This is a genomic window from Hoeflea prorocentri, from assembly GCF_027944115.1.
Classification (GTDB): domain Bacteria; phylum Pseudomonadota; class Alphaproteobacteria; order Rhizobiales; family Rhizobiaceae; genus Hoeflea_A; species Hoeflea_A prorocentri.
In genome coordinates, this window is record NZ_JAPJZI010000001.1 from 3,941,000 (window position 1) to 3,962,787 (window position 21,788).

The following is a 21,788-nucleotide window of genomic DNA, read 5'->3' on the forward strand; positions in this document are numbered from 1 at the left end:
GCACCGGAAATCATCAATCGTAACCGTTTTCGGCCCTGTTCGCCCTAAGGGACTGAAATATAGAAGCTTCGTGGCTTTCGGCTAGAGGCCGGCTCTGGCCAGTGCCCGTTTCTCACGCCGCCGTTGCACGGATGACGCAATGTTCATGCCTTCCCTGTATTTCGCCACCGTGCGGCGGGCAATATCAATGCCCTCCTTTTGAAGAAGGCCGACGATGACGTCATCGGACAGCACTTTCTCGGCCGTCTCACCGTCGATCAGCCCACGGATCCGGTGGCGCACGGCCTCCGAGGAGTGGCTATCACCCTCGTTTGACGCCGCAATGGCGGCGGTGAAGAAAAATTTGAGTTCATAAAGTCCACGGGGCGTCGATATGTATTTGTTCGATGTCACGCGGCTGACCGTCGATTCATGCATGCCGATTTCATCGGCGACGGATTTGAGCGTCATCGGCCGCAGATGCTGGACCCCGCGGGACAAAAACTCGGTTTGCCGCCGGACAATCTCACCCGCCACCTTCATGATCGTGCGGGCGCGCTGATCGAGGCTCCTTGTCAGCCAGTTTGCGTTTTTGAGACATTCATTGAGATATTCGCGGTCGCCGGCGCTTTGACCGGGGGCCGAGGACACCTGGGAATAGTAGCTGCGATTGACAAGGACACGCGGCAGCGTCTCAGCGTTCAGTTCCACCGACCAGTCACCGCCGGAAGCGGGCCGGACAATGACATCGGCGACGACGGCCTGCACATGCGCCGTATCGAACCGGTTGCCGGGCTTGGGATCGAGAGCCTTGATTTCGGCAAGCATATCCAGCAGATCCGCCTCGTCCACGCCGCACATTTTACGTAGCGTCTTGAAGTCCCGGCGAGCCAGAAGATCGAGATTGCCGACCAGTACGTCCATGGCGGGATCAAGACGGTTCTTCCGGCGCAGCTGATTGGCCAGGCACTCCGATAAAGAACGGGCAAAAAGGCCTGCCGGATCAAAACCCTGCAGGGCAATCAGCACCTTTTCCACCGTCACGGCATCGACATTGAGCTGTTCGGCGGTCTGCGCCGGGTCAAAGTCGAGATAGCCGGCCGCATCCAGATGATCTGCAATATGAGCGGCAATCAGGCGTTCTTTGGAGCCGGGAAAAGTGTAGATGATCTGCTCGTTGACGTGGTCCCGGAGCGTCTGCGGCCGCGCCGAATACCCGTCAATGTCCTGCATGGCGTCGGTTGACGGCGTCGAAGCACCGGGCATTGATTTCCAATGCGCCGCAAGTTCCGGCGCATCGGGCGATACAGGGCCGCTGTCCTCGGGAAAGATATCTTCCTGGGCGGCGTCGAGACGGGCGGATATAGTGTCACCATCCTGATCGAGCTCCTGGCGAAACCAGTCACCCTCCATATCCGGTGCCGGCTCGTCCGCCGGGCCTTCTGTTTGTCGTTCGGATTGCCCCGGACCATCCGCCAGGCCGGCATCGCCCGCTTTCTCAAGGAGCGGGTTCTTTTCAAGTTCACGTTCTATGTACTGCTCGAGTTCGGCGTGCGTCAGCTGCAGCAGCCGTATCGACTGCATCAGTTGCGGCGTCATTACCAGCGACTGGCTTTGCCGGGTCTGCAGCGTTGCAGAGAGCGCCATAAAACCGAAAACCCCTACTCATACATTTCCGGCCGGAACAGGATCGGCAAGAACTGGCCCAAAAATTGCTTTTTGGCGGCAAATGTCAAGTTTGTTGTGAAGCGGGACCGGCTCAGGCGGCTCTAAAGCTGAAACTCTTCGCCCAGATAAAGCCTTCTGACATCGGCATTTGCGACGATTTCATCAGGCCGGCCATGGGTCAAAACCTTACCCATGTGAATAATATAGGCGCGATCGATGAGTTTCAGAGTTTCGCGTACATTGTGGTCGGTTATGAGCACGCCGATGCCGCGCTGCGTCAAATGACGCACCAGTGCCTGAATATCGGAGACGGCGATGGGATCGACGCCTGCGAAAGGCTCATCGAGGAGCATGAAGGTCGGATCGGACGCCAGGGCGCGGGCGATCTCAAGACGCCGCCGCTCACCGCCCGACAGCGAGATTGACGGCGCCTTGCGCAGATGGGTAATGCCGAACTCCTCCAGGAGTTCGTCCAGTTTCCTCTCACGCTCTGCCTTGTTCGATTCCACGACCTCGAGCACGGCGCGAATATTGGCTTCGACGCTCAGACCACGAAAGATCGATGCTTCCTGGGGCAGATAGCCGACACCCAGACGGGCGCGGCGATACATCGGCAAATGCGTCACGTCATTGCCATCAATGAGGATCGTGCCCTCATCGACCGGAACGAGACCGGTGATCATGTAGAAACAGGTCGTCTTACCGGCGCCGTTCGGACCCAGCAGCCCGACCGCCTCACCCCTGCGCAGTCCAAGAGAGACACCGTTAACCACGCGACGCGATTTGTACGTCTTGGTCAGATTACGGGCGACAAGCGTACCGTCATAGCGATCGCTCTCCACCTCGTCTTGCGCACTCATCTGCCCTTTACCGGTTGATGCGCCATTGCCGGAATCGCCGGATTTTCCTCTGAACATCGCCGAAATATACGTCAAAGCCGTCTCAATCAAAGGCTGCGGTGGGAGTTTTACGCATGAAATGCGCGCTTTTACTGATCCCGATTTCTGGATTTGGGATCAAGCTGAATGCGAACACGCCGGCCGCAGCTTTCGAGCTTTGCTTCACCTGATTTCATGAAGACCACCAGTTTGCAGCCTATGAAAACATTATCTCCCTCAGAAAGAACGACACGCTCTCCCGTCAACTCAACAATCTCGGTCTTCATGTTGAAGGTGCCGCTATCGGCGGTCGCCTCCTGATTTTCAGAGCGTATGTAAACCTTGCCGCCGACATCGATGCGGTCGATGCTGGAGGTTCCGGTGGTCGGAGAGCCGCCATCCTTGGCGTAGTGGACCGTCATCTTGCCGGCCTGCATCATGGTCTTGCCCTGAACGACCTTTACGTTTCCGGTAAAGGTGGCCGTGCCCTTTTCGTCCTGAACCTTCAGCTCGTCGCTTTCGATCTGGATGGGCTGATCGCCGGACAGTGCCAGACCTTCCAGCCGGCTCTGTGTTGCATCCTGCGCCTTCGCGGTTCCTGCCAGGGCCACAACACTGACAAGCGCAGCGCAAAAAATATGGGGCAAAGCAGCCCGGAAGTTGGGGAACATTAGGGCCGTCCTTCGCCACATGCGTAAATCAGTTGATGTCATTGCTCGATTCTGGGGCGTTTGCTTCCGAGGCTGGCTTTACCGCGCCGGGTTTTATCGTCAGATGCACACCGTTGCCAAAGGTGACCGTCGCGCCCTTCTCCTCGACCATAACCGACTGGGCAATAAGTGTCGCCTTGTCGGTGGAGATTTCAACCCGTTGATCGGATGTCAGACTGTCCGACTTGATATCGATGTGAGCAGAGCTCAGCTTCGCGGTCATGCCGGATTCAGTTGTTACGGAAAACGGCTGGTCAAAGGTCAGCAACTCACCGTCACGGTCAAATATCCCGCTCAACGCGCTGAGAACGGCAACCTCGGAATCGCCGAACGGGAAATCGGCAACAATATCCTCAAGCCTTATGAGGGATGGCGTCGAAATATCCTGAACCGCCCGGTTCGCGGCAACCGAATAGCTCTGATCGTCACCAACCTGACCGGTCATCACCGGATTGCTCATGACTATTTTTCCGTCAGAAAACGCTGCGTGATCGACGGATGCACCCTCCGGAAGGGCGCGCGATATCATCGTCGAGCCCACAAAGGCCGCCACCGCGAGCGCCGTTGCCACAGGAAAGACGACCTTGAGCGTACGGACCCGTCTTGAGTGACGCATGGCGGCGGCATAGCTGTTTGCCGCCCGAACACGCCGATCCGCAATTGCTGTTGCTTTGCTCATAAAACCCCAAAGTCCCCCGGCTCAAGAGCCGGTCAACGGTGCTCAACAGTGCCCAACTCAGCGCCGGGCAGAACTTAACATATGGTGCCGAGCGGTTACAGACCCAATGTGGTGTTAATGTGCACCGCAGCGATTAAAATTACGTTTTCTATCAATTTGCAATTTCTTGTTACGAGGACGGGCATCAATCTGCTATCTCAATGTTTAAGAATCAGCCCATCAAAGCACGCAAACGGGACTTTGCAATGGATCACTCTGGTATAGCCGACCGTCGCAGGCTGCGGCGAAAACTGACGTTCTGGCGTATCTTCGCCTTCGTCGCCGTCATTGCCGGCATTACTGCCCTGGTGATGACTGGAAGCACGTCTGATCCGATCGGCGGCAAATCAGCAGACCATGTGGCCCGGATAACCGTGTCAGGGATGATCCTTGACGACAACGAACTGCTGGAGCGGTTTGAAACGGTCCGCAAGAGCGAGCGTGCAAAGGCGCTGATCATCCGCCTGGAATCGCCGGGCGGCTCGTCCTTTGGCGGCGAAGCGATGTATCGCGCCGTTCGCGCGATCGCCAGGGAAAAACCCGTCGTCGCGGAAGTCCGCACGCTTGCGGCATCGGCGGCCTACATGGTTGCCTGCGGAAGCGACCACATCGTCGCCGGCGATACGTCCATTGTCGGTTCGATCGGCGTGCTGTTCCAATACGCCCAGGTCGGAGACCTGCTTGAAAAGGTCGGTGTCTCTATTGACGAGATCAAATCAACTCCGCTGAAGGCGGAACCGTCGCCGTTTCACGAGGCGAGCGAGGAGGCCAGGGCGATGATCCGCTCGATGGTGAACGATTCCTATAACTGGTTCGTCGATATCGTCGCCGACTGCCGCGGCCTGACACGCGCGCAAGCGTTGAAACTGGCCGATGGCAGTGTCTTTACCGGACGCCAGGCCGCCAACAACGGACTTGTCGACGTTATCGGAGGCGAAGCTGAAATCCGGAGCTATCTGAGCGACAAGGGCGTTTCCGATTCGCTCAAGATCGTCGAGTGGGAGAGGCGCAAATCACGTGGCGAATTGCTGTTCGGCAGCGCGCTTGTCAGACTGCTTGCCGTCCTGCAAGGCGATGCGATTCCTTTTGCAGACCGGTTTCAGGACCTCATTGATCGCAAGTTGTTCCTTGACGGCCTTGTTTCTGTTTGGCAATTTGGCTCCACAGAACAATAGCACGGATGAGGGGAACAGCCGTGATCAAGTCGGAACTAGTGCATATCATTGCCGCCCGGAACCCGCATCTGTACCACCGAGACGTGGAAAACATCGTCAATGCCATACTTGACGAGATCACCGATGCGCTGGCGGACGGAAACAGGGTGGAATTGCGTGGGTTCGGTGCCTTTTCGGTAAAGAACCGGCCGTCCCGGTCTGGACGCAACCCCCGAACCGGTGAATCCGTCTTTGTCGAGGAAAAATGGGTTCCGTTTTTCAAGACCGGCAAGGAACTGCGCGAGCGGCTCAATCCGGACGGCTGACAGCCGCTGCGGCCTCTTGATGCAGCCGCCCCGGAAGACCATCTAAATCTGGCGCAATTTTCCATGCGGTGTTAAGGCATGAACAATGCCAATTTGCCCGCAGGCTGCAAGGCCGGGTTTCCGGGGTTCAGATGTGATGACCAGAAAACTGATCAACGTTCTTATTCTCGTTCCGATTGCCATCGTTCTTATCGTCTTGTCGGTGGCGAACAGAAATATCGTGACCCTGGCCCTCAACCCGTTCGATCCGGGCGACAGCGTGCTCTCGGTCAGTGCGCCGTTCTTCGTATTCCTTTTTCTTGCCGTGATGATCGGCATGGTGATCGGATCGCTGGCAACGTGGTTCAAACAGGGCAAATACCGCAAGAAAGCCCGGGTCGAAGCCCGCGAGGCCGTGCGCTGGCACACCGAAGCGGACCGGCAACGTGAGCGGGCCGAGGCCGTTTCCGACGGCAAGTCACTGACCTCAGCGTAGAGCGCAATGAGAATCATCTCTGCAGACGAGGTTGACCGGCTGCTGGATTTTCCGGCGCTGATCGACGCGCTGGCCGATGCTTTTTGCGGCGGTATCGAAGCACCGGTCCGCCATCACCACACCATAACCCGCCAACAGGGCGCTGACAGCACGATGCTCCTGATGCCGGCCTGGAACGATTTCACCCAGGACGACGTCTCCGGAAACGGTTTCATGGGCGTCAAGATTGTCACGGTCAGCCCGGACAACAACGCGGCCGGCCTTCCGGCGGTGATGGGGATTTATCTCCTGTCCGACGGCACCACGGGCGAGCCGCTGGCGATGATCGACGGACAGAAGCTGACACTGTGGCGGACCGCCGCCGCATCTGCCCTCGCCGCCCGGTATCTGACAGTGCCATCGGCCAGCCGCATGGTGATGATCGGCGCGGGAAAGCTTGCGCCCTATCTGATCCGCGCCCACGCCACGGTTCGTCCCATCCGCCATGTCAGCATATGGAACCGCAGCCCGGCCAATGCCGAACGGGTCGCAGAAGAGCTTGCGGACGAGCCCTATGACATCACCGTTTGCGAAGACAGGGCAGAGGCAATCGCCGAGGCCGACATTGTCAGCGCCGCCACTATAAGCACAGAGCCCCTTGTTGAGGGCCGCTGGCTGAAGCCGGGCGCCCATGTCGACCTGGTAGGCGCCTATTCACCCGATTTGCGCGAAAGCGACGACGACGCCGTACGGCGGGCGACGCTCTTCGTCGACACATTCGGCGGCGCACTGAAAGAAGGCGGCGATCTGGTTCAGCCGATGGACGCGGGCGTTATCAAACGCACCGATATTGTTGCCGAGCTTTCCATGCTCTGCCGCGGCGACCACAAGGGACGCAGCAACGCCGAAGAAATAACGCTGTTCAAATCAACGGGCGCGTCGCTGGAGGACTTTGCCGGCGGGTCATTGATCTGGCAGCGCTGTCAGAACGGCTAACCGCCGACAACCTCACCAAGACTTTCAAAGAACTGGCCTGCCAGTTTTTTCGACGTTGAATCGATCAGCCGCGAACCGAGCTGCGCAAGTTTTCCTCCGACTTTTGCCCTGACGGCATAGGTCACAACCGTTTCATCGCCGTCTTGGCGCAGCGCGACATCGGCGCCGCCCTTGGCGAAGCCGGCAATACCGCCCTTTCCTTCTCCGGTGATCGTATAGCTTTCCGGAGCGTTGATGTTTTCAAGGATCACAGCGCCCTTGAAGGTTGCCGAGACCGGCCCGACCTTCAATTTGACGGAGGCGGCCATCTCGTTGTCTCCGGTCATCTCCAGGGACTGGCATCCGGGAATGCACTGCTTGAGGACTTCCGGGTCGTTGAGCGCGGCCCATACCGTATCACGCGACGCGGCGATCCGCTCTTCACCGTTCATCTCCATGTTCCGCTCCCTTGTTTGCTGAAGACAAATCCTTGATACCCAAAAGTGGGCCGGATGGAAATCGATACCAGGGCAACAATGAACAAGCCGGTTTATTTTGGCGCGATCAATGGCCGCGGACGACGAAATGCCTTTGCCCGCGCGGTTGGCGATGCTATTTGCATGACACGGTTTGTTGAGGGGTGCGTTCATCGGGCGGTCGAAAATCTTGAAAGAAAAACAAAGAGGAAAGGCCCACGGCAGGCAAGGCAAGCCGATGCAGGACCGGCGCCGTGCACGAGCAGGGGCGACAGCCAAGCAAAGCGGGGCAAAGCAGGCGGACCGCAAAATGAAACAGCCCTCCCAGCCGGCTACCAGCATCCAACGTGCGCCACGAAGCGGCGAACGTCCTGCGCAAAACGTGCCGCTTATTCTCGAAACGGAGCCGAGCGAGGATTACCGCCTCGTCGACAGCGGCAATGGCGAGAAACTCGAGCAATACGGCCCCTATCGCATCATTCGCCCGGAAGCACAGGCATTGTGGCCGCGCAGCCTGACCGCAGGTGAGTGGGAGACAGCGGATGCCGTCTTTACCGGCGATACCGAAGAAGATGGCATGGGCCGGTGGAAGTTTCCCAAAGAGCCGCTGGGTGAAACCTGGCCAATGCGCCTGATGGATGTTGACTTTCACGGCCGCTTTACCGCGTTCCGTCATGTTGGCGTCTTTCCGGAACAACTGGCCCATTGGCGTTGGATGCGTGAGCAGATCGCGCTCAGCAAACGGCCGCTCAAGGTCTTGAACCTCTTCGGGTACACCGGTGTTGCCTCCCTGATCGCCGCGGCCGCCGGGGCGCAGGTCACCCATGTCGATGCCTCAAAGAAGGCGATTGGCTGGGCACGCGAAAACCAGGCGCTTGCGCAGATGGAAGACAGGCCGATCCGCTGGATTTGCGACGATGCGATGAAGTTCATCGCGCGCGAGGAACGGCGGGAAAACGGCTACGACATCATCCTTGCCGATCCGCCGAAATTCGGACGCGGTCCGGGTGGCGAGGTCTGGCAATTATTCGAGCAGCTGCCGGCCATGCTTGATATCTGCCGGTCCATATTGAGCGACCGGCCGATAGCCCTAGTTCTGACCGCATACTCGATCCGTGCCTCCTTTTATTCCATGCATGAGCTGATGCGCGAAACAATGCGCGGCGCTTGCGGAACTGTGGAATCGGGCGAACTGATCCTGCGGGAACAGTCGGCCGGTCGGGCCCTGTCAACATCTCTTTTCAGCCGGTGGGTGGCATCATGACGGACCGCCAGAATGACCGTGTGCGGGTTGGCCGCGTCAAGGAGATCACCAGCCTCACCAATCCGATCATCAAGGACATCCGGGCGCTGGCCATCAAGAAGAACCGGGACCGCTCCGGCCTGTTCCTGAGCGAAGGTCAGAAACTCGTGATCGACGCGATGGATCTCGGCTGGACGATCCGCACGCTCGTCTATGCCAAATCAGCCAAGGAGAAAGCCGGCGTTGCGAGCCTTGCCGCCCGCGCGGTGGCCGCCGGGGCGCTGGTGCTGGAAGTCAGCGAGAAAGTTCTTTCGGCAATCACACGGCGCGACAATCCCCAGATGGTCTGCGGCGTATTCGAGCAGCAATTTGCCGCACTTGCCGATCTGCAGCCCAAACAGGGCGAAACCTATGTGGCGCTCGACCGGGTACGCGATCCGGGAAATCTCGGGACTATCATGCGAACGGCCGACGCCGCCGGGGCCAGCGCCATCATCCTTGTGGGAGACTGCACCGACCCGTTTTCGCTTGAAACAACCCGGGCCACGATGGGCTCGGTCTTTGCGATACCGGTGGCACGCACCAGTGTCGAGGGGTTCCTGAAATGGTGCGACAGCGCCGAGGCCACACTCGTCGGAACGCATCTGGAAGGATCTGTCGACTACCGCACAATTGACTACGCGGCGCGCCCGGTCGTCCTTCTGATGGGAAACGAACAGGCGGGATTGCCGGAATCGCTTGCGCAGCGATGCGATAAGCTGGCACGTATTCCGCAGGCCGGTCGTGCCGATTCGCTCAATCTGGCGGTGGCGACCGGGGTTATGCTGTTTGAAGCCCGCAGGCACGCGCTGGAGGTTTAGAGCGTTTCTGGTTTAAATGGAGGCATTTGATGGTGGTAAACCGGTCCAGTCGGAAAGGCGCGTCGCGCAGCGCGATGTGGGGCATCGGGCAAGCGACGCAACGCTACCGATGGGCCGATTTGCCGCCACCCTCGAAAGGATTATCGTATTGAAATGCAGAGATGAAGGGGCCGGGCGATTTTGCCCTCTGACTGTGATGGCTCGCGCTTGTGGTGGGATGGCACCACGGCGCGCAACCCGCCTTGTCAGCGGCCAAAATCGCCACGGTCAAATGACGCCATTTAAACCAGAGACGCTCTAACATGAAAGCCGCACGGTCATTGTTCTCCCGCCCACGCTATGCGATGGCCCTGGTTGCGGTGCTCGTGGCGATTGACCAGTCCATAAAATGGGCCGTCGAGGAGTTCCTGCCGCTTCAGCAGATGGTCGATGTTCTGCCGTTCCTCGCCCTGTTCCACACCCGCAATGAAGGCATCGCTTTTTCGATGCTGAGCTGGATGAACGAAAACTGGCTGATTGCGCTGATGCTTGTGGTCATTGCATTCGTTGCGGGCCTTTGGGCGCGCAGCACGCCGCAGCGCTGGATCAGTCAGATCGGGTTCGCACTGATCGTCGCCGGCGCCATCGGCAATCTGATCGACCGCGCGAGCTATGGCTATGTTATCGACTACATCCTCTTTCATACGCACAATTGGTATTTCGCAGTTTTCAACCTGGCCGACACCTTCATCACGCTGGGCGCAGGCGCGATCATTGTCGATGAACTGTTCGGCAAATGGATTTACCCGCAGGAAACGGAAGAATCGGAACAATCCTAGAGAAGACGTGCCGGCGATTGCCGGCAATCGGAGGAAAAATCATGCAGGAACCGTTCAGAGCCATCGTCATTGATCGCGACGAAAACAAGGTTCAAAGTGTCGAAACCCGAGAGATCGGGCTCGACGATCTGATGGAAGGCGACGTCGTTGTGGAAGTCAATGCAACGACCATCAACTACAAGGATGGCCTTGCAATCACCGGCAAGGCGCCGGTGATACGGCGCTGGCCGATGATACCGGGCATCGATTGCGCCGGTACGGTTGTGCAATCGAGCCATGACGGTTTCAGCGCAGGCGATCAGGTCATTCTCAACGGCTGGGGCGTCGGTGAAACACATACGGGCACCTATGCGCGATATGCGCGCCTCAACGGCGACTGGCTCATCCGCCGCCCGGACGGCATCAGCGCGCTGGACGCCATGGCAATCGGCACGGCGGGCTATACCGCGATGCTTTGCGTCATGGCGCTTGAACGCCACGGCGTAACGCCCGGTGACGGCCCGGTTGTCGTCACGGGCGCCAATGGCGGTGTTGGGACAGTGGCGATCGCAATTTTGTCGAAGCTCGGTTTTGAGGTGGTCGCATCGACCGGCCGCACGTCGGAAACCGATTTTCTCACATCGCTGGGCGCATCCGAAATCATCGATCGCGCCGAACTGTCCGAGCCGGGCCGCCCGCTCGGCAAGGAGCGCTGGGCAGCCGGCATCGATTCGGTCGGCAGCCACACGCTTTCGAACGTCCTTGCGATGACCCGCTATGGCGGCGCGGTGGCCGCCTGCGGCCTTGCGCAAGGCATGGATCTTCCGGCCACTGTCATGCCCTTTATCTTGAGGGGAATCGCGCTTCTTGGCGTTGATTCGGTCATGGCGCCACGTGCTTTGAGGGAGGAGGCTTGGCAGCGCCTGGGTACCGATCTCGACCTGAGCAAACTCCACGCTCTATCGAAAACCATTGCATTTGATGATATTATTCCGACAGCAACCGACCTTATTGATGGAAAGATCAGGGGCCGCGTCGTTATTGATATGGAGAAGTGATTTCGAAAAAGGGTGGCATTAGTCCCGGACGGCAACTTATCATGGAAAAGCAGTGGTCGCATGTCACTGCATTGTCGTATTTTTCTGGTTTATGAGCGGCATGACTCGTTCACGGGATTAAATTGCCATGACATTGAACATGCGCGACACATTACCAGCCGGCGCATCACGGCCGGCACTCGAGATGATACAGGAAGAAACCGCCATATTGGGCCGGATTGGCGATCTTGAAACCCGCCTGGCGTGCACATCGGCTGAGATCGAGGCGGCCCAGGCCGTCCGGTTCAACGTCTTCGCCAAGGAAATGGGTGCAGTCCTTCCGCCCGACTCCATGCGCCGCGGACGCGACATCGATGCTTTCGATGCCGTGTGCGATCATTTGCTTGTTTTCGACCGTACAATTGTCGGCAGCTCGGAAGATCAAATCGTCGGCACCTATCGCCTGCTTAGGCAGGATGTTGCACGGGCAAATGACGGCTTCTACTCGACATCCGAATTCGCCATCGACGATATGCTCGCGCGTCACCCGGAAAAGCGCTTCCTGGAACTCGGACGCTCCTGTGTGCTGCCGCAATATCGCACCCGACGGACCGTCGAACTGCTTTGGCAGGGCAACTGGGCCTATTCTCTGGAGCACGGCATTGATGTCATGTTCGGCTGCGCCTCCATGCCCGGAATACGGCCCGAAGCCCATGCGCTGCCTTTGTCTTTCCTCTATCACAACCGGCTGGCAACGGGTGAATGGTCGGTCAGTGCCCGGCCGGAGCTCTATAACAATATGGACCTGATGCCGAAGGAGGCCGTCGACGCGCGCAGCGCCATATCCGCCCTTCCCCCGCTTCTGAAAGGCTATCTGAGGCTCGGCGCGGTGATAGGCGACGGCGCAGTGATTGACCATGCATTCGGCACGACCGACGTGATGGTGGTGCTGCCGATCTCGAAAATCGACAAGCGGTATCTGAACCACTACGGCGCTGACGCCAGCCGCTTCGCATCCTGATTTACGGATCGTTTCGGAAAATGGCGGGGGCCTTCGGCGCCCGCCTTCTTTTGCGTTGTCAGCTTCCGACGTTGAACGCGGCGATTGCCGCCATGTTGACGATGTCGGAATCGCGCGCGCCCATGGAGACGATCTGAACCGATTTGTCGAGACCGACAAGCAGCGGCCCGATGACGGTTGAACCGCCGAGTTCCTGAAGCATTTTTGTCGAAATGGACGCCGAGTGGAACGCCGGCATGACCAGAACGTTGGCCGGACCGGACAAGCGGCAGAACGGATATTGCCGCATGACATCGAGATTGAGCGCCACATCGGCCGCCATCTCACCGTCATATTCGAAATCGACCCGCCGGCGGTCCAATATGGAGACCGCCTCGCGCACCCGCTCTGCCCGTTCGCCGGGCGGGTGTCCGAAGGTCGAATAAGCGAGCATGGCAACCCGCGGCTCATAGCCGAGCCGCCGCGCCACGCCGGCTGCCTCTTCGGCGATGTCGGCGAGTTCTTCCGAATCCGGCATGTCAATCACGGCCGTGTCCGCAACCAAAACGGTCCTGCCGCGACACAGGGCCAGCGAGACCCCGATCACCCGGTGGCCGGGTTTGACGTCAATGCAGCGGCGGACATCGTCCAGCGCCGTTGAATAGTTACGTGTCGTGCCTGTCACCACCGCATCCGCGTCGCCAAGGGCGACCATGCAGGATGCAAAATGGTTGCGGTCGGTGTTAATCAGCCGCTGGCAGTCACGATAGAGATAACCCTTCCTCTGCAGACGCGCATAAAGATATTCGGTATAGGCCTCCACCCGGTGCGACACGCGGGCATTGACGAGTTCAAGACCGGGCTTGTTGAGATCAATGCCGGCTTGTTTGGCCACCTCTTCCATCTGCTCGGAGCGCCCGAGCAGAATGGCCGTACCCAGATTCTGGTTCACATAGGACACAGCCGCGCGCATGACCTGCTCTTCCTCGCCCTCGGCGAAGACAACACGGCCCTGCTGGCGGCGCACGCGCTCATAAATGCGCTGCAGCGTTGAGGCGATCGGATCGCGACGGGCGGATAGCTCACGCCCATAGGCTTCAAGATCGAGGATCGGGCGCTGCGCAACGCCGGAATCCATGGCCGCTCGGGCGACGGCCCTTGGAATATCCGACAACAGGCGCGGATCGAAGGGCACGGGAATGATGTATTCCGGGCCGAAACGGGGGCGATTTCCGCGATAGGCGGCGGCCACCTCATCGGGCACGTCCTCACGCGCAAGGTAGGCAAGCGCCTCGGCTGCCGCGATTTTCATCGGATCGTTGATGGTCGATGCACGCACGTCCAACGCACCACGGAATATGTAGGGAAAGCCCAGAACATTGTTGACCTGGTTGGGATAATCGGACCGGCCGGTCGCCATGATGGCATCGTCACGAATGCGGGCGACCTCTTCCGGCGTGATTTCCGGATCGGGATTGGCCATGGCGAAGATAATCGGATTGTCGGCCATCGAGCGGACCATGTCCTCGGTCAGCGCACCCTTGACCGACAGCCCGAAAAACACATCCGCGCCCGCCACAGCTTCCGCTAGCGTCCTGTCTTCGGTCTTAACGGCATGGGCGGATTTCCACTGGTTCATGCCTTCTTCACGGCCGTGGTGGATGACACCCTTGGTATCGCAAAGCGTGATGTTGTCCGGCTTGAAGCCCATGGACTTGATCAGTTCTATGCACGCAATCGCTGCCGCGCCGGCGCCGTTGCAGACAAGCTTGGTTGTTTTCAGATCCCGGCCTGTCAGATGAAGAGCGTTGATCAGGCCGGCCACCGCGATAATCGCCGTGCCGTGCTGGTCGTCGTGGAAGACGGGGATATCCATCACCTCGCGCAGGCGCTGCTCGATGATGAAACAGTCGGGCGCCTTGATATCCTCCAGGTTGATGCCGCCGAAGGACGGCCCCAGATGACGCACGCAATTGATAAATTCGTCGATGTCTTCGGTCCCGACTTCCAGATCGATGGAATCGACATCCGCAAAGCGTTTGAATAGGACGGCCTTGCCTTCCATCACCGGCTTGGATGCCAGCGCGCCGAGATTACCGAGGCCGAGAATGGCGGTTCCGTTGGAAATCACGCCGACCAGATTGCCGCGCGCGGTATAGTCGAAGGCACGGGACGGATCGTCGGCAATCGCCTTGACCGGAACGGCGACACCGGGCGAATAGGCCAGCGAAAGATCGCGCTGCGTCGCCATCGGCTTGGTCGCATTGACCTCGAGTTTTCCCGGTTTGCCCCGGGCATGGAACTCGAGCGCTTCCTGCTCGGTGATGGTCGTCATTGTCTTTGACGTCTTGTCGGTCTCGGGCATATTCTCCAACCTGTTGTGGGCGAAACGCATTCGGGCCTGCGCGCCTGTTGTTTTTGCAGCCGCTGCACTGATAGAGCAAGTCTGGCCGGTGTAAAGCCCGCCAGCGAAGATGCAGCTTAACGAAATGGTTGAAAGTGCCAACAGCCAATGCACTGTTAACGCTTCAGTCAGCGGCCAAATTGATGGAGAGCGACACAAAACGCATGCCGGGAATGACAAGGGAATGATCACCACCGACAAGCTGGCTTCCAGGGAAAGCCGGGCCGCAGCAACGCCGATGATGGAACAGTTCATCGAAATCAAGGCCGACTATACGGACGCACTGCTGTTTTACCGGATGGGCGATTTTTATGAGCTGTTCTTTTCCGATGCGGTCGAGGCGGCCAGCACGCTTGGCATCACGTTGACCAAACGCGGGCAGCACCTTGGCGAAGATATCCCGATGTGCGGCGTTCCGGTCCATGCCGCCGACGATTATCTGCAGAAACTGATCGCGCACGGCCACCGGGTTGCCGTATGCGAACAGACGGAAGACCCTGCCGAAGCAAAAAAACGCGGCTCCAAATCGGTGGTTCGCCGCGAAGTGGTGCGCCTTGTAACGCCCGGCACCCTGACCGAAGACAAGCTGCTGTCACCCGCCGAATCGAATTATCTCATGGCGCTTGCCCGGGTGAAGGGCCAGGGCGGTGGCGGTTTCGCACTGGCCTGGGTCGACATATCAACCGGAACGTTCCGGCTTGCTGAAACTGCTCAAGACCGCCTGGCGGCCGATGTCATGCGTGTCGACCCCAAGGAGCTGATCGTTTCCGAGCGGGTGTTTCATGACGAAGAACTGAGGCCCGTCTTCGACCTGATCGGCGCTTCCGTCTCGCCGCAGCCATCGGTGCTGTTCGACAGTTCCAGCGCAGAGGGGCGCATCAAGCGGTTTTTCGATGTTTCGACCATTGACGGTTTCGGCACGTTTTCCCGCGCCGAGCTCGCGGCGGCCGCAGCCGCCATTGCCTATGTCGAAAAAACGCAATTCGACGAGCGCCCGCCCCTGCGGCGGCCGGAGCGTGAGGTCGGCGGATCGAGCCTTTTCATCGATCCGGCCACGCGAACCAACCTGGAACTCGTCCGCACGCTTTCAGGCGACCGCAAGGGCGGGCTCCTCAGCGCCATCGACCGGACGGTCACCGGCGGCGGGGGCAGGCTGCTGGCGGAACGGCTGATGTCGCCACTGACAGATCCGGCGTCGATTGACACACGGCTGGAATCGGTCTCCTGGTTCCTGGCGCAAACGGCCCTCACCGACGATGTGCGCGCGGCGCTCAAATCCGCACCGGATATGCCGCGCGCCTTGTCGCGTATTGCACTGAACCGAGGCGGTCCGCGCGATCTTGGCGCGATCCGCCAGGGCCTGCAGATGGCAAGAACCATTGCCGATCTGTTTGCAGCAAGCGAAACGCCGGAAGAGATCGGTCATTGCCTTTCCAGCCTTGCGGCCCTGCCGCCCGAATTGCTGGACCGGCTTGATACGGCGCTGGCGGACGAATTGCCTCTTCTGCGCCGCGATGGCGGCTTCGTGCGCAACGGGCATCACAATGAGCTGGATGAAATGCGGGCGCTGCGCGACGAATCGCGAAAGGTCATTGCCGGGCTGCAGGCTCAATATGCCGACGAGACCGGCGTCAAATCGCTCAAGATCAAGCACAACAATGTGCTCGGTTACTTCATTGAGGTCACGGCAAACAACGCGGCGGCGCTCACCGAGGGTGACGAGGCGAAGGCCCGCTTCATCCACCGCCAGACCATGGCCAACGCCATGCGGTTCACCACGACCGAGCTTGCGGACCTGGAAAGCCGCATCGCCAATGCCGCCGACCGCGCACTGACCATCGAACTGGCGATCTACGACACACTCACCGCCGCCGTCGTCGATGCGGCCGAGGCCGTTACCGGCGCAGCAGAAGCACTTGCCGTGCTCGATGTCTCGGCGGCGCTTGCGCAGCTCGCGGACGAGCAGGGCTATTGCAGGCCGCGCGTCGACACGTCACGCGCCTTCCAGGTGGTCGCCGGCCGGCATCCGGTTGTCGAACAGGCCCTGCGGCGTCAGGCAGAGGGACCGTTTGTCGCCAATGATTGCGACCTGTCGCCGAAGGAGAAGACCGAAGAAGGCGCGATCTGGTTGCTGACGGGGCCGAATATGGGCGGTAAGTCAACGTTCCTGCGGCAGAATGCACTGATTGCGATCATGGCCCAGATGGGATCATTCGTTCCCGCCGGCAGCGTTCATATCGGCATTGTGGATCGGCTTTTCTCACGGGTGGGCGCGTCGGACGATCTTGCCCGCGGCCGCTCGACCTTCATGGTGGAAATGGTCGAGACGGCGGCGATCCTCAATCAGGCCAGCGACCGGTCACTGGTCATTCTCGACGAGATCGGCCGGGGAACGGCGACATTTGACGGGCTCTCCATCGCCTGGGCCGCCGTCGAACACCTGCACGAGGTCAACCGCTGCCGCGGCTTGTTCGCCACCCATTTTCACGAGCTGACGGTCCTTTCCGAAAAGCTTGAGCGACTTTCCAACGCCACCATGCGGGTCAAGGAATGGGAAGGCGAGGTTATCTTTCTGCACGAGGTCGGGCCGGGCGCGGCCGACCGTTCCTACGGGATCCAGGTGGCCCGGCTCGCTGGCCTGCCTGAAGCCGTCGTCGCCCGCGCGCGCGACGTGCTTGGCCAGCTCGAAGAGGGCGAGCGCCAGAGCCCGGCCCATCAACTGATCGACGACCTGCCGCTGTTTTCCGCCGAGGTCCGGCAGGAGCGCCCGGCGCCGGCCGGACGCAGCGAGGTCGAGACCGTATTGTCCGATATCAACCCGGACGACATGACGCCGCGCGAGGCGCTTGAGGCTCTGTACGCCCTGCGGGGAAAACTTGATCCAGCAGGCAACTGAGCGGCTGACGCGGCACGTCTCGGGCCGGCCGAACTCACCGGCATTGCACAGTGCACCAACAACGCTTTATCCTACCGCTGTCAGACACGTGTCGATACGCATCCAGGAGGCCGCCCATGTCCGCTATCGTCCAGCACCCGCACACGCATAACGATCCGCACTGGGATGTCCGCGTCGATCTGGCTGCCGTCTTTCGCTGGTCGGTGAAGATGAACTGGCATGAGGCTGTCGCCAACCATTTCTCGGCAGCGGTGAATGAGGACGGAACCCAGTTCCTGATGAACCGCGACCAGATACATTTCAGCCGGGTGACCGCATCGAACCTTCTGCTGCTGGACGCCAACGACCCGCAGACGATGGAGCTGCCCGACGCACCCGATCCGACGGCCTGGGGCCTTCATGCCGCCATTCATCGCAACTGCCCGCATGCCCGGGTCGCGCTGCACGTGCATTCGAAATACTCAACAGTTCTGGCATGCCTTGCCGACAGCTCCATGCCGGCGATCGATCAGAACACGGCCATGTTCCACGACCGCGTCGTTATCGACGGGGATTTCGGCGGGCTTGCCTTTGAAGAGGAAGGCGAGCGTTGCTCGCAACTCTTTTCCGATCCCAAGAAGATCGTCATGATCATGGGCAACCATGGTGTTCTGGTCATCGGCCAGACCGTGGCCGAAGCGTTCAACCGGCTCTACTATTTCGAACGGGCCGCTGAAACGCTGATCACCGCTTACATGACACAAAAACCGCTTCGCGTGATACCGGACGATATCGCCGCGCAGGTCGCTGACGATCTTGAGAGCTACCCCGGGCATGCGGAGCGCCACATGTCGGAGATCAAGCTGCTTCTGGACCGGGACGAGCCGGACTACGCCACATAGAACCTATCTGCTCACCCGTACGACCTTGGCATAGCCGGTTATGCTGCATATGCTAACAGCCAAGGACTCGACCCAAAGGCGGTGTGACCATAGAAACTCTGCGCAATCTTATTAGGACCCATGAGAGCTGGCTGACCGAACGGGTGCTCGAACATGCCCGTGCGCATGGGTACAATATCGACAGTTCGACATTGGAGCAGCCCTGGCGGGCATCGATCTGCGGATTTTCAGAGCCCATGCAAGCCACGCTCGCTGAAGATTTCTGGCCGCCGGAAATCAGCCGCCAAGCCGGTGATCGAGCAGAAACACTGACGGCGTTCTCCGTCGAAGAGGCGCGTCTGCACCGAAAGCGGGGCGTTCCACTCGATCAGTATATCGGGCTAACCAAATACTATCGGCGCGCCTATCTGGATCTGGTTGAAGAACATTTCCCGCCGGGAGAACAGGCTGATCGCTACAAACAGTTTGTCGATCTCTTTTTTGACAATGCCGAGATCACCATCTGCGCCGAGTGGGAGAAAATGGACACTTCTGCCGCGCTGCGCGAGGCCGCCCGGACAAACCGCGTTCTGACAAACGAGAAGAACAGGTATCTCACCATTTTCGAGAGCCTCAATGAACCCGTCATTATTGTCGACGAATCCGGACAGGTTACAAATGTCAATCTGGCGGCAAGCCTGCTCTTTGACAGCGATGCCATCTCGGGCCGGGGCTATTACGGCGACGATGTGGAACGGCGGCCAAACCCTCAGATTGCCGCCCTGATCGAGGAGGCGGGCGAAGCGACTGAATTGGAGCACCAACTGGAAACGCTGCGCGGTGTGCGGACTTTCAATGTCAAGATACAGCGCATGTTGGATGTCAGCGAAAAGTTTACCGGCACCGTTATCATTCTGTCGGACGTTACGGATTTCAGAGCCGCCCAACGCGCTTCTGAAGCTGCGAACCGGGCAAAGTCGGCTTTTCTTGCCACGATGAGCCACGATATCCGCACACCGATCAACGGCATTCTCGGGATTGGAGAATTGCTGCGGGCCGCACCATTAAGCGGCGTGCAGAGCACCTATGTCGATGCGCTGTTGTCGTCGGGTGAGTTGCTTCTCGACCTGGTCAACGATGTCCTGGATTATTCGAAGCTTGAGGCCGGCGAAACCGAAGTCCATACGGTGGTTTTTGAACCCGGCAGGATGGTGGCGCGCGTTGCACGGTTGTCTATCGGCGAGGCCCGCCGAAAAGGCCTGGAATTGACGGTCGAAGTTGCCGAGAACTGCCCGCCCCTGGTGGCCGCCGACAGCAGCAAGATACAACGTATCCTGCTCAACCTGATCAACAACGCTGTCAAGTTCACGCAGGAGGGATCGGTTACGATATCGATGGATGCCGCCGAAGGATGGCTTCATTTCGCCGTTCGCGATACCGGCCCAGGCATTCCGGAGGCTGACCGGGTGCGCGTTTTCGAACCTTTCGTGCAGCATCATGTATCAGGAGCAGAGCCGCCGCCGGGCACCGGGCTTGGCCTGACCATCTGCCGTCGCCTGGCCGATGCGCTCGGCGCGCAATTGACGCTTGAAGTGCCCGAAACCGGTGGTTCGATATTCCGGCTCGACTGCCCGGTGACCGAAGTCGAAGGGTCGGTCGGTGACGCCTCGTCCAAGGACGACACTGTACCACCGATGGACATCCTGCTTGTCGAGGACAATGAGATCAATACCCTCGTGATCGAAGGTTTCATGGAAAGCGACGGTCACCGCATCGATAATGTAACAAGCGGAGAGGCAGCCCTCGAACGGTTGAGCGAACGGTCCTACGGGCTGGTTCTGATGGACATTCGTCTGCAGGGCGTCGACGGCTTCGAGACGATCCGGCATATCCGGTCGAGTGAGGAGCCCGCCGTCAATGCGCTGCCCATTCTGGTGCTGACGGCAGACCAGACCGATGAGGTCGCGCGCCTGTTTGCAGATTCGCGGGCCAACGCCTTTCTGGCAAAGCCGTTCAGCCGAAATGACTTGCGCCGCGCGGTGCAACGCGCCATTGGCGATTCATCGACTTCTTCGGCGCAAGAGGTTCAAGCGGAAGATGAGATTCCCCTGCTGGATGAATCGGTTATCTCCGAACACCGCGAGATCATTGGCGCGGAACGAACCGGGCGTATTCTGGCTACGTTCCTGGATACAGCGGGGCATCATCAGGCCGCACTGCGCGAGGCTGTACGCACGGGCGACAACGCAGCTATGGCTCACATTGCCCATACGCTAAAGAGTGCGGCTGAAATGACCGGCCTCAGATATCTTGGACGCAATGCCGATACTGTGGAGCGTCGCGTCGTTGCCGGTTGCGGTGATGCGGAACTTGCTGAGATGGCCGAGACTTTGTGCCGCGAGATCGATCGGGCCATGGCAGCCGTGCGCAAGCTGACGGTCACATAGTCAAAGCGATCCGTCAGCGATTGACAAAGGCGGCTCCGGGATCAACAGAGGCCTGCGTCCTTTGCTTGGCGTCTGATGCCGGAGGAACAAACATATAGCCTACACCGTGAACCGTGATCAGTCGGCGCGGTTCCTTGGGATCGGCTTCAATCTTGCGGCGCAAGCGCCCGATCAGCACATCGATCGTGCGGTCATAGGGATCGCCGTCACGATGGCTGACATGATCGAGCAGGCTGTCACGTGTCATTGCGCGTCCGGCGCAGTTGACCAGGATGGCGAGAAGATCGAACTCACCCCTGGTCAGCGTGACATCCCTGCCTTCAGGCGATGTCAAGCGGCGCGCTGTCTTGTCCAACATCCAACCGTCGAAGTAGAGCGCGCTGTCCTGAGCGACAGCGATGCGGGCGGCGCGGGTCAGCCGGATCAGGTTCTTGGCGCGTGCCATAAGCTCTCGCGCGTTGAACGGTTTGGTCACATAGTCGTGCGCACCCAGTTCCAGCCCAAGGATGCGGTCTAAAGCGTCGGTTTTGCCGGTTACCATGATAACCGCGACATCGGATGTGCGCCTGAGTTCACGCAACAGCGAAAACCCGTCCTCTCCAGGCAGGTTGATGTCCAGCAGGATCAGATCAACCGGAGTGTTGGCGAGCCTCTTCCACATCGCTTCGCCATCTTCTGCTTCGGTTACGCGATACTTGGCCGCCTCAAAATAGGAGGCCAGCGTGGCGCGGGCCACCGGATCGTCCTCAACGACCAGAATGTGATGCGGATCGATCATTGGTACTCGCTGCTCTGCTTGGCTAGGGTTGTTTGCACTCTGTTTACATTTTTTTACACACAATTAAACCGGTTGAGCAAGCGGGTTTACACCGATCCTCTAAAGAAGATGTGACATCATCGACCTTG

At 59.3% G+C, this 21,788-nt stretch carries 19 protein-coding genes; 12 read left to right on the top strand and 7 right to left on the bottom strand.

What is annotated here, in order from left to right:
* Positions 1–81 precede the first annotated feature (81 nt).
* From rpoN to OQ273_RS18545, 4 genes are all read right to left on the bottom strand, one after another.
* Positions 82–1,626 carry an RNA polymerase factor sigma-54 gene (gene rpoN / locus OQ273_RS18530; protein WP_267992249.1) on the bottom strand — a complete coding sequence of 515 codons (1,545 nt, stop codon included), beginning with the start codon at positions 1,624–1,626 and terminating at the stop codon, positions 82–84.
* A 122-nt stretch (positions 1,627–1,748) separates the two neighbouring features.
* A complete protein-coding gene (gene lptB / locus OQ273_RS18535; RefSeq protein WP_267993147.1) occupies positions 1,749–2,507 on the bottom strand; it encodes an LPS export ABC transporter ATP-binding protein in 759 nt (252 codons plus the stop codon).
* Between the two features lie 128 nt (positions 2,508–2,635).
* A complete protein-coding gene (locus OQ273_RS18540) occupies positions 2,636–3,196 on the bottom strand; it encodes an LptA/OstA family protein (RefSeq protein ID WP_267992251.1) in 561 nt (186 codons plus the stop codon).
* A gap of 28 nt (positions 3,197–3,224) precedes the next feature.
* Positions 3,225–3,914, bottom strand: a complete 690-nt coding sequence (locus tag OQ273_RS18545) for a hypothetical protein (RefSeq protein WP_267992253.1) — start codon at positions 3,912–3,914, stop codon at positions 3,225–3,227.
* A 245-nt stretch (positions 3,915–4,159) separates the two neighbouring features.
* Between OQ273_RS18545 and sppA the strand changes: the two genes are divergently transcribed.
* From sppA to lhpI, 4 genes are all read left to right on the top strand, one after another.
* Positions 4,160–5,128, top strand: coding sequence for a signal peptide peptidase SppA (sppA, locus tag OQ273_RS18550; RefSeq protein ID WP_267992255.1), 969 nt, complete (start codon positions 4,160–4,162; stop codon positions 5,126–5,128).
* 20 nt (positions 5,129–5,148) lie between these two features.
* Complete coding sequence (locus tag OQ273_RS18555; RefSeq protein WP_267992256.1) at positions 5,149–5,433, top strand: integration host factor subunit beta; 285 nt, start codon at positions 5,149–5,151, stop codon at positions 5,431–5,433.
* Positions 5,434–5,569: 136 nt separating this feature from the next.
* Complete coding sequence (locus OQ273_RS18560; protein WP_267992257.1) at positions 5,570–5,908, top strand: DUF1049 domain-containing protein; 339 nt, start codon at positions 5,570–5,572, stop codon at positions 5,906–5,908.
* A 6-nt stretch (positions 5,909–5,914) separates the two neighbouring features.
* Positions 5,915–6,883, top strand: a complete 969-nt coding sequence (gene lhpI, locus OQ273_RS18565) for a bifunctional Delta(1)-pyrroline-2-carboxylate/Delta(1)-piperideine-2-carboxylate reductase (RefSeq protein ID WP_267992258.1) — start codon at positions 5,915–5,917, stop codon at positions 6,881–6,883.
* On the opposite strand, the gene OQ273_RS18570 is transcribed toward lhpI, so the two are convergent.
* A complete protein-coding gene (locus OQ273_RS18570) occupies positions 6,880–7,320 on the bottom strand; it encodes an SRPBCC family protein (protein ID WP_267992260.1) in 441 nt (146 codons plus the stop codon). The genes lhpI and OQ273_RS18570 overlap by 4 nt on opposite strands.
* A 328-nt stretch (positions 7,321–7,648) precedes the next feature.
* On the opposite strand from OQ273_RS18570, the gene OQ273_RS18575 reads away from it, so the two are divergent.
* The 5 genes from OQ273_RS18575 to olsB all read left to right on the top strand — a co-directional run bounded on the left by OQ273_RS18575 (position 7,649) and on the right by olsB (position 12,296).
* Complete coding sequence (locus OQ273_RS18575) at positions 7,649–8,602, top strand: class I SAM-dependent methyltransferase (RefSeq protein WP_333781697.1); 954 nt, start codon at positions 7,649–7,651, stop codon at positions 8,600–8,602.
* Positions 8,599–9,441, top strand: a complete 843-nt coding sequence (locus tag OQ273_RS18580; protein ID WP_267992262.1) for a TrmH family RNA methyltransferase — start codon at positions 8,599–8,601, stop codon at positions 9,439–9,441. Before OQ273_RS18575 ends, OQ273_RS18580 begins: the two co-directional genes overlap by 4 nt.
* A gap of 302 nt (positions 9,442–9,743) precedes the next feature.
* Positions 9,744–10,259 carry a signal peptidase II gene (gene lspA / locus OQ273_RS18585; RefSeq protein ID WP_267992264.1) on the top strand — a complete coding sequence of 172 codons (516 nt, stop codon included), beginning with the start codon at positions 9,744–9,746 and terminating at the stop codon, positions 10,257–10,259.
* Positions 10,260–10,300: 41 nt separating this feature from the next.
* Positions 10,301–11,296, top strand: a complete 996-nt coding sequence (gene acuI / locus OQ273_RS18590) for an acrylyl-CoA reductase (NADPH) (RefSeq protein ID WP_267992266.1) — start codon at positions 10,301–10,303, stop codon at positions 11,294–11,296.
* Between the two features lie 139 nt (positions 11,297–11,435).
* Positions 11,436–12,296, top strand: coding sequence for a l-ornithine N(alpha)-acyltransferase (gene olsB, locus OQ273_RS18595; protein ID WP_267993148.1), 861 nt, complete (start codon positions 11,436–11,438; stop codon positions 12,294–12,296).
* A 58-nt stretch (positions 12,297–12,354) separates the two neighbouring features.
* Here olsB and OQ273_RS18600 read toward each other — a convergent pair whose 3' ends face one another.
* On the bottom strand, positions 12,355–14,640 hold the full coding sequence (locus OQ273_RS18600) for an NADP-dependent malic enzyme (protein WP_267992268.1): 2,286 nt from the start codon (positions 14,638–14,640) through the stop codon (positions 12,355–12,357).
* A 223-nt stretch (positions 14,641–14,863) separates the two neighbouring features.
* Between OQ273_RS18600 and mutS the strand changes: the two genes are divergently transcribed.
* The 3 genes from mutS (at position 14,864) to OQ273_RS18615 (ending at position 20,882) form a co-directional block, all read left to right on the top strand.
* Positions 14,864–17,575: a DNA mismatch repair protein MutS gene (gene mutS / locus OQ273_RS18605; protein WP_267992270.1), complete on the top strand. Its 2,712-nt coding sequence runs from the start codon at positions 14,864–14,866 to the stop codon at positions 17,573–17,575.
* Between the two features lie 116 nt (positions 17,576–17,691).
* Positions 17,692–18,456 (top strand): class II aldolase and adducin N-terminal domain-containing protein, encoded by a 765-nt coding sequence (locus tag OQ273_RS18610; protein ID WP_267992272.1) that lies wholly within the window; start codon positions 17,692–17,694, stop codon positions 18,454–18,456.
* Positions 18,457–18,539: 83 nt separating this feature from the next.
* Complete coding sequence (locus tag OQ273_RS18615; RefSeq protein WP_267992274.1) at positions 18,540–20,882, top strand: hybrid sensor histidine kinase/response regulator; 2,343 nt, start codon at positions 18,540–18,542, stop codon at positions 20,880–20,882.
* Positions 20,883–20,895: 13 nt separating this feature from the next.
* Here the strand turns inward: OQ273_RS18615 and OQ273_RS18620 are convergent, their stop codons facing one another.
* Positions 20,896–21,660 carry a response regulator gene (locus tag OQ273_RS18620; RefSeq protein WP_267992276.1) on the bottom strand — a complete coding sequence of 255 codons (765 nt, stop codon included), beginning with the start codon at positions 21,658–21,660 and terminating at the stop codon, positions 20,896–20,898.
* Positions 21,661–21,788 lie beyond the last annotated feature (128 nt).